The organism is Alcanivorax sp. HI0044 (assembly GCF_001634945.1).
Genome location: NZ_LWEZ01001165.1, coordinates 1 through 9,493, shown reverse-complemented (window position 1 = coordinate 9,493; position 9,493 = coordinate 1). Strand labels below are relative to the sequence as shown.

Sequence of the window (9,493 nt, the reverse complement as noted above, 5' to 3'; positions counted from 1 at the left end):
ATATTGTCCAGCACATTGCGCAGTTTTCGGGCCCGCGGCGTGGGCCGTCCTTTGGGGCAGAGCGCTACCGGATCAATGCTTTCGAGCAAGGCATTGCCGCGCTCCAGCTCTCGCAGAGCCAGTGCCAGCCGCCGCAGCAACTGCCCGCCCACCTGGCTGTGGGCGATTTGCTGTAGCCGGGCTTCCAGCCCGAACAGTTGCTCCGGGCTTGGCATGGCCTCGTTCTCAACAGGCGACTGGGCCAGTTGCGTCAAGCTCAGCAGAGCGGCCTGGCTGTCTCCGGCCAGCGCGGATGGGGACTGGCTGAAAAACTGGCGGAATTCCTCACTGGCGACCAGTGCGTTCCAGTAGAGGGCCGGTAGTGCTGCCTGCTTCTCCGCTACCACCTGTTCCAGCAGAGCGATCAGCTCGGCATTATCCAGCTTGCCGTTTGCCAGACACAGGCGAGCACGCCGGATAAAGGTGACTTCATGTTTTAAACGCAGGGAGTCGGCTTGCAACTTGCCCAATATGCTATTGCGCTCGCTGATCAACGTCATCAGGTTGCAGTGGCGCAGCTCCAGGTACTCAAGCAGATTGACCCGCTGCTCCGGAATCGGTTGCTGCAGTTCCCGGTTACCCGGATAGACCAGCACCGGTAGCGGGGCCCGTTCCGGAACCGCTTGCCCTGACAATCGAGCCAGCCGTGACAGATAATCCTCCCAGCGGGCGTCATCGCTGTTGCCGGGTATCAGCCACCAGAGAGTGAAAATCATCAGGGCAATAGTGATGATTATCAGGACTCCGTTTTTTGTTTTTATCACCGGATTCTTCCTTGAAACGGGTTTATGGCGTGCGTCGCTCTTGCCGCCAGATTGAGCATGGAATGGTGATTGTTGCCGCACGCCTGTCCCATGTCTGTGGTATGTTGCCCACGTTAATCATTTTGCCGTGGAAGAGTCTCATGCCAAGTCGGGGTTTGTCGTTTTTTCGTCTCTTGATGTTGTGGACTGTGCTGTTGATCGCAGCCTGTGATGATGCGGGTGATGCCAGCCGCAACGAGGAGGGCAACAGCGTTGCCGCAGAGAAAAACGACGCTGACCAGAAGGTATCCCCTCTGGATGATCGCTGGCAAACCCATCTGGCAGCCCTGCCGGCCGGTACCATCAGTGCCCGGGCGCCACTGGTTGTGCGCTTTAATCACCCGGTGGTGACTCCTGATCAACTCGACAAACCTCAATCCGGGGTCGCGCGGCTATTGCCGGAGCGGGCTGTCACGGCGGTGTTTACCGCCGAAGACCGGCTGGAAATTCGCCCCGCCGAGCCGTTACCCGGCGGGGAGTCGTTGACCCTGGTGCTGTACGCCCAGGGGCTGGGCAATGTGGATGACGCCTTGAGTCCCGCTGAGTTCTCCCTGCAGGTGCTGCGTCAGCAGCTGAGCCTGACGGTGGAGTCCCTGTTGCCCACGGACGATGGCGGCGAAATGGTACTGCGCGGCAGTCTGGAGACTCGCGATCTGTCGGACCAGGCTCACGTAGAGGCGGTACTGGATGCCCGCCAGAACGACAAGACCCTGACGATTAACTGGCAGCATGACAGTGCCGGCCTGCGCCATGATTTTTCGGTGAGCGGGATTGTGCGCGAACAGCAGGCCAGTGATGTATCACTGCGCTGGGATGCGGCGCCCCTTGGCGTGAACAACCAGGGCAACCGTCACTACACGGTGCCGGCACTGAAAAACTTCGCGGTAACCAATGTGCGGGCGGTCAGTTATCCCAAACCCCACGTCCAGGTGAATTTTTCCGAGGCCCTGAAAGCGACCCAGAACCTGAAAGGGCTGGTCACGTTGAATGGCAAGGCGCCCCGCGTGGAAGTGGATGGCAGCACCCTGCGCATTTATCCGCAGGATGAGCTGGAAGACGATGTGAAGCTGGTGATTGACGGCAGCCTGCGCTCCGCCAGCCAGGGTCGTCTGACGGACAAGCTGGAAAAAACCGTTACCCTGATGACCAGCAAGCCAGGGGTGCGTTTTGTCGGCGACGGCACCATCCTGCCCGATGGCAAACAACTCAGCGTACCGTTTGAAGCGGTGGGCGTGCACTCGGTGAAAGTGCAGGCGTTCCGGGTATTCGATGACAACATCGGCCGGTATCTGCAAGGCAGCGAACTGAATGAAGCCGACATGGATTCACGCAGCGGCCGCTACCTGTGGCAGAAAACCCTGACCCTGCCGGGTAATAGTGATGGCTGGCAACGCTACCAGCTGGACCTTACCGAGCTGATGGCCAAGCATCCCAATGGTCTGGTGCATCTCTCCCTGATCATCGACGGCGACGATATCAGCTACAGTTGCCCCGATGGTGCCCTGAAGAAAAAAACCACCTTGCCGGACAGCTACGAAGGCCCTGGGCAGGATGAGGATCGTTCTGATGTTTATCAGAATTATTATGCGGATGCGGGCTACCTGAGCTGGTACGAAAAAGACAATCCCTGCTCCGACAGTTACTACCAGTACAACGACCTGGCCAGCAGTACCCGCGCTTTCCTGGCCTCCAACCTGGGTCTGATCGCCAAACGCGGCCAGAACGATACCCTGCTGGTGGTGGCCACCGAGCTGGACAGCAACACCCCCGCCGAAGACGTGGTGCTCAAGGCCTATAACTACCAGCTGCAGCAGGTCGGCATGGGGCTTACCGATGCCGAGGGCATGGCCAGCCTCTCACTGGACGGATCCGCGTATTACCTGGAAGCGGTCAAGGACCGGGACAACGGCTACCTGAAACTGGCCCGCAACCGGGCCCTGCCCACCAACCAGTTCAACACCGGTGGCCAGCAAGTACGCGATGGACTGAAAGGCTTCTTCTACGGCGAGCGGGACGTGTGGCGCCCCGGTGATGACATTCACCTGACCTTTATTCTGGAAGACCAGGACAACACCATCCCCGACGGCCACCCACTGATGCTGGACTGGTTTGATCCCCGTGGTAACAAGGTGAAGAGCTATACCCTGGACAAGCCGGTGGGCGATTTTTATGCCTTCACACTACACACAGAAGAGGACGCGCCCACCGGGAACTGGCGTGCGGTGGCCCGGCTGGGTCAGCGTTATTTTGATACCCCGATTCGGGTGGAAGCGATCAAGCCCAACCGGCTGAAAATCGAGCTGGATCTGCCGGAAACGCTCTACACCAACCAAACCACCGACATTGGGTTATTTACCCAGTGGCTCAACGGTGCCACCGCCGCCAATTTGAAGGCCGACATGAAAGTGCGGGTGAGCGCGCGCACCACCCGTTTCGACGGCTACGACGCTTATCACTTCGATGACCCCACCCGAAAGCTCAGCAGTGAGCCGTTCACCGCCTTCGATGGCAACGTGGACGGGCAGGGTAACGCCACCGTGCCGCTCACGGTGAATGTGAAACAGACCCCGGGCATGCTGCGCGCCACCCTGACCACCCGCGTGTTTGAAAACAGCGGCGACTACAGTACCCAGATTCGCAGCGTGCCGGTGTACCCGTTCAAGCACTGGGTGGGCATGCGCATTCCCGAAGGCAGCGGCTGGGGCGGGGCACTGTCCCGAGAAGGGCTGCACGCCATCGACCTGATCAGCCTGGACAGCGACGGCAAGCCCGACGCCAGCCGGCCGCTGGATATCAGTGTCTACCAGATTGATTGGCGCTGGTGGTGGGACCGGGCCGGGGATGACCTGAGCAACTACATTAGTGACCCCAACACCAAACGCGTAGCCGATGCACAGATCACCACCGACGCAGAAGGCCGCGCCCAGTGGAATCTGAACGGCGAAGACTACGATTGGGGTCGCCATCTGATTCGCATTTGTGACCGGCAAAGCGACCACTGCACCGCACAAACCGTGTACCTGGGCTGGAGCTGGGAGCAAGCCAGTGGCAGCCAGGATGCAGCCACACGGCTGTCCCTGTCCGCAGACCAGGACCGTTACGCCGTTGGCGACACGGCCCATATTCAATTACCCGCTGTCGCCAAGGGCCGCCTGCTGGTGAGCCTGGAAACCGGCTCACGGGTACTGGATCATTACTGGCTGCCCGCCAACGGTGAAGCGCAAACCTTGGATATCCCCATCACCGCCAACATGGCGCCTAATGTGTACGTGCATGTGGCGTTGCTACAGCCGCACAGCGGCCGCAACAACGACCGGCCCATTCGGCTCTATGGCCTGGTGCCGCTGTTGGTGGATGACCCGAATACCCGTCTTGCCCCGCAAGTGAGCGCCCCGGACAAGGTGAAACCGGAAGACACCTTTACCGTGAAGGTCAGTGAACAGCAGGGCAAATCGATGACCTACACCCTGGCGCTGGTGGATGAAGGCTTGCTTGGCCTGACCAACTACCAGACCCCGGATCCCCACGACAGCTTCTATCGCCGCGAAGCCCTGGGGGTGCTGACCTGGGATCTGTTCGACATGGTAGTGGGCGCCTACGGGGCAGAACTGGATCAACTGCTGGCACTGGGCGGCTCCGACGGGGCCGACGATGGCCGGGAAAAGCAGCGTCGCCGTTTCCCGCCGGTGGTGAAGTTCCTGGGGCCGTTCACCCTGGAGGCCAATGAAACCGCCAATCACGAGATTACCTTGCCGCCGTACATGGGCCAGGTGCGGGCCATGGTGGTGGCCGGTGACAACGGCGCCTATGGCAAGGCCGAACAGGACATTACCGTCACCCAGCCGCTGACGGTGCTGAGCACCTTGCCACGGGTGCTGGGGCCGGGGGAAAGCGTGTCGCTGCCGGTTACCGTGTTTGTCACCGACGACAGCCTGAAAAAAGTCACCCTGACCGTGGACGCCGATGAAGACCTGTTCGAGGTGGAGCAGGGCAAGGCCACGCTGACCTTCACTGGCCCGTCCGATCAGATTGCCATGCTGAAAATCACTGCCAAACAGCAGGTGGGTACCGGTGACATCACCGTCACCGCCAAAGGCGGCAAACATCGCGCTTCGGAAACCGTGCATCTGCCAGTGCGTGCGGCTAACCCGCCCACCACCCGCGATACCCGGAAAGTGCTGGCGCCCGGTGAAATCTGGGCGCTGGAGTCGCAGCCCCATGGCATGGCCGGCACCAACAGCAGCACCGTGGTGGTCAGTGCCTTGCCCGCCATGGGCCTGGAGCGCCGTCTGGACTACCTGCTGCGCTACCCGCATGGCTGCATCGAGCAGACCACCTCATCGGTGTTGCCGCAGCTGTACCTGAATCAACTACTGCAACTGGACGAGCAGCAAAAGCAGGAGGTCCAGGACAACGTCACCGCCGGCATTGAACGCCTGCAACGTTTCCAGCTGGCCGATGGCGGTTTCAGCTACTGGCCCGGCCTGGCCAATGCCAGTGATTGGGGCACCAGCTATGCGGGCCACTTCCTGCTGGAAGCCAAACGGCTTGGCTACGCGGTGCCGGCTGCCATGCTGGATAACTGGGCGGCCTATCAGGTTCGTCGTAGCCAGAGCCTGGGCGACCGGCCCTGGCAGTGGAGCGCTGAAGCCTATCGCCAGTACACCCTGGCCCTGGCCGGCAAACCGCAGGTGGGGGCCATGAACCGGCTGCGCGAGCGGCTGCAAATGGCCAAGCCGGATTACTCACGCAGTGCCAGTTATCACAGTGGCCGCTGGTTGCTGGCGGCCGCCTACCTGCAAATGGGCCTGGCCGATGTGGCGGCGGAGCTTACCGCCAACGCTGCTGCCGATCTGGAATACGACGGCGCCAGTTACACCTATGGTTCCTTGCTGCGTGATCAGGCTATCCGCCTCACCGTGGCCGATGCCCGTGATGATACCGCCGCGGCCTGGACCCTGGCGCAGGACATCGCCAGCCAGCTTTCTGCCGATCACTGGTACAGCACCCAGACCACCGCCTGGTCGCTGATGGCCATGGCCCGCTATGCGGGGGGTCAGAGTGATGAGAAGGGCTATCAATTTGCGCTGAGTGAAGGCAAGCAGGACTGGCAGGACATCGCGGCCACCTCGCCGGTTTACCGCCAGGCACTGACCGATAGCGAATCTGCGCAAGCCTTCAGTGTTCGTAACGATAGCGAGCGCAAACTGTTTGTCACCCTCAGCAATACCGGAACACCGCTGCCGGGTAATGAGCAGGCCAGCAGTGAGGGGCTTAGCCTGGCTACCCGTTTCCTTGCTGACGGCAAACCTGTAAACCCGGCCAGTTTGCCCCAGGGGCAGGATTTTGTTGCCGAAGTCACCGTGACCAACACCGGTAACCGCGCCCTGGAGAACCTGGCGCTGACCCAGATCCTGCCGTCCGGCTGGCAGATTACCAGCAGCCGGCTGGATGGCAGCGCCGACGAGCAGGAGCGCGTCACGTACCAGGATCTGCGCGACGATCGTGTCATGCATTACTTCGACCTGAAGCCGGGCAACAAGCACAGCCTCACCGTGCGCGTGGCCCTCAATGCGTCCTTTGCCGGCCGCTTTTACCTGCCCGCCTGGAACGTGGAAGCCATGTACGACGGCACCCGCCAGGCCCGCAGCAAAGGGCAATGGATCGAGGTGAAGCGGGAGTAGGGTTTGTTCGGTTTGGCGGAGATCGACTACGCTGATTTCCACCCAGCCGGCCTTTGTTCGCGATGCAAGCATCGCTTCCCACAGGAGGGCATGCTGGTGGTGGATCATCTTTAGATGATCTGAAATAGCCAGTGTGAAGCATTCGCTGTGGGAAATGATGCTTGCATCATGAAGGGCGTCGGCGACTGGCCCCACAACCGATATTGCAATGGGCACCTACCAACGATGACATTCTGGCGCCGTATTATTCTGCTTCTGCTCATTATCGGTGTGTCGGTGGTGGCGGTTTTGCAGTTCTGGCCGCTGCCGGAGCGGCTCACGAACACCCCTTATGCCACCCTGATGCTGGATCGTAATGACCGCCTTCTCGGGGCCCGTATCGCGGCAGATGAACAATGGCGCTTTGTGCCGGTGGAAACTCTGCCGGACAAATATCGCCGTGCCTTGCTGAGCTACGAAGACAAACGCTTCTTCGCCCACCCTGGTGTCGACCCATTGGCCATTGCCCGTGCGGCCTGGCTTAATGCCCGCGCCGGGCGGGTGGTCAGTGGCGGCTCCACACTCACCATGCAGCTGGCCCGGTTGTTACGGGATGATCCGCCCAGAACCCTATCGGAAAAGGCCCGCGAAGCGGTGCTGGCCCTGCAGATGGAGTGGCATTTCAGCAAGGATGAGCTACTGATCGAGTACGCCAGCCGGGCTCCTTTTGGCGGCAACATCGTTGGATTGCGGGCCGCCGCCTGGCGCTATTTTGGCCGTGAACCGGCGGCGCTCAGCTGGGCGGAAGCGGCGCTGCTGGCGGTGCTGCCCAATGCCCCCTCGCTGATTCACCCCGGGCGGAACCGGGAGCGGTTGCTGGCCAAACGCAACACTTTGCTGAACGCTCTGCACAGCCAGGGCGACCTGTCGACGACGGACCTGAAGCTGGCCTTGCTGGAGCCCTTGCCCGATGCCCCCAGACCGCTCCCCGGCAGTGCCGACCACTTGCTTACCTCCCTCCGTGCCAGCAGCCCGCAGCACCTGTTTCACACCACCCTGGATGCGGACCTGCAGCACCGCGTGCGCGAACTGGCGCGCCAGCATGGGCAGCGGTTAGCGGGGGAGGGGGTGCATAACGTGGCGGTGGTGGTGATCGATCACATTGATTTGGCCACTCGCGCCTATGTGGGCAACATCACCCACGGCGATGCCCATGAGTATGGCGCCGCCGTGGATATCGCCAGCGCCCCGCGTTCCACCGGCAGTGTTCTCAAGCCCTTGTTGTACGGACTCATGCTTGATGACGGCTTGCTGCTGCCCGATACCCTGGTGCCGGATCTGCCCACCAACTACGGTGGCTTCAGCCCGGAAAATTTCGACCACGCCTACCGGGGGGCGGTCCCTGCTCACCAGGCGCTCAGCCAGTCGCTGAACATTCCCGCCGTACGCATGTTGCGTGAATACGGGCTGGGCCGCTTTCACAGCCAGTTGCAACGCATGGGCATGGGCACTCTGTTTCGCAGCGCGGAAGATTACGGCTTAACGTTGGTGCTGGGCGGGGCGGAAGGCACGCTTAGCGAACTCACCGGCATTTACGCCCGCCTGTTTGCCAGCGCCCTGCAGGCCCCGCCCTACCCGGTGGCGGTGCTGCAATCCGCCATGGCCGACCGCCAGCCCGGCGTGCCGGTGCTCAGCCCCGGTGCCGCCTGGTTAACACTGGATGCCCTGCGGGACGTGGCCCGGCCCGGCACTGCACGGCAATGGCGGCTGTTCAGCTCCAGCCAGCCCATTGCCTGGAAAACCGGTACCAGCTATGGCCTGCGCGATGCCTGGGCCATCGGCAGTAACGGGCGCTATACCGTGGGGGTCTGGGCGGGCAACGGCAATGGCGAACCGGCACCCACGCTGGGCGGCGCCGCCACCGCTGCGCCGCTGATGCTGGATGTATTTAGCCTGCTGGGGCCGGCCCGTTGGCCGGAGCCGCCGTTGGCCGACCTGAAAACCGTGCACGTGTGCAGCGACGATGGCTACCTGGCCGGGGGCCGTTGTCCCACGGTGGAGCGGCTGGCGCCGCTGCACAGCCATTTTGAAACCGTGACGCCGTACCATGTGCGCGTGCATCTGGATAGCAACGGCCAGCGGGTGCATAGCCAGTGTGAGCCGGTCAGCGACATGCGCCACCAGGACTGGTTTGTGCTGCCGCCAGGGCAGGCCTGGTTCTACCAGCGCCGCCACCCGCACTACCGGCCCTTGCCCGCCTGGCGGGATGATTGTCTGGCCGGCGCCAGGGCCATGAACAGCGAGCCGCCCATGGCGTTGATCTATCCCCATGCGGGCACGGCCATTTATATTCCGGTGGAACTGAATGGCCGCTTGGGGCGGGCGGTATTTCGTGCCGTTCATCAACGGGCTGACGCCAGGCTGTACTGGCATCTGGATGCTGCTTATCTGGGCGAGACCCGGCATTTCCACGAATGGGCACTCACCGCCGAGCCCGGCTGGCATACCCTGACACTGGTGGATGATCAGGGCTTTCGGTTAAAGCAGCGCTTCAAAGTGCTGGGTAAGTGAGATGCTTCACGCAGGCATGCTACACGCAATTACGCCGGCCAATCCTTTGCGCGCCGTAAAACCGCACATCCACCGCGCCTTCTTGCCGTGAATCTGATAAACAAGGACTCTCAACGCAACGAACGGGGCCAAGGATGAAGCACCTGCACTATCACACCTGCAATCTTTGCGAAGCCATGTGCGGTATCGAGATAGAGCACTGCGGCGATGACATACAAGCCATTCGCGGGGACAAGGCCGACCCGTTCAGCCGTGGTCATATTTGCCCCAAGGCGGTGGCCCTGCAGGATCTGCACAACGACCCGGACCGCCTGCGCCACCCGGTGAAACGTACCGCCGATGGCTGGGTGCCGATCAGTTGGGATGAGGCCCTGGAGGAAACCGCCCAGCGACTCCACGCGATACAACAGGAGCATG

General features: G+C 61.8%; 4 protein-coding genes. 3 read left to right on the top strand and 1 reads right to left on the bottom strand.

What is annotated here, in order from left to right; translation table 11 throughout:
- A partial coding sequence (locus A3730_RS15275; protein WP_063538365.1) for a DUF3080 family protein occupies nucleotides 1-803 on the bottom strand: 803 nt, incomplete at its 3' end.
- A 188-nt stretch (nucleotides 804-991) separates the two neighbouring features.
- Between A3730_RS15275 and A3730_RS15270 the strand changes: the two genes are divergently transcribed.
- The 3 genes from A3730_RS15270 to A3730_RS15260 all read left to right on the top strand — a co-directional run.
- Nucleotides 992-6,526: an alpha-2-macroglobulin gene (locus tag A3730_RS15270; protein ID WP_231883968.1), complete on the top strand. Its 5,535-nt coding sequence runs from the start codon at nucleotides 992-994 to the stop codon at nucleotides 6,524-6,526.
- A gap of 225 nt (nucleotides 6,527-6,751) precedes the next feature.
- On the top strand, nucleotides 6,752-9,076 hold the full coding sequence (pbpC, locus tag A3730_RS15265) for a penicillin-binding protein 1C (RefSeq protein WP_063538363.1): 2,325 nt from the start codon (nucleotides 6,752-6,754) through the stop codon (nucleotides 9,074-9,076).
- A 134-nt stretch (nucleotides 9,077-9,210) separates the two neighbouring features.
- The coding region (locus A3730_RS15260) for a molybdopterin-dependent oxidoreductase (protein ID WP_156501218.1) at nucleotides 9,211-9,493 on the top strand (283 nt) is incomplete at its 3' end.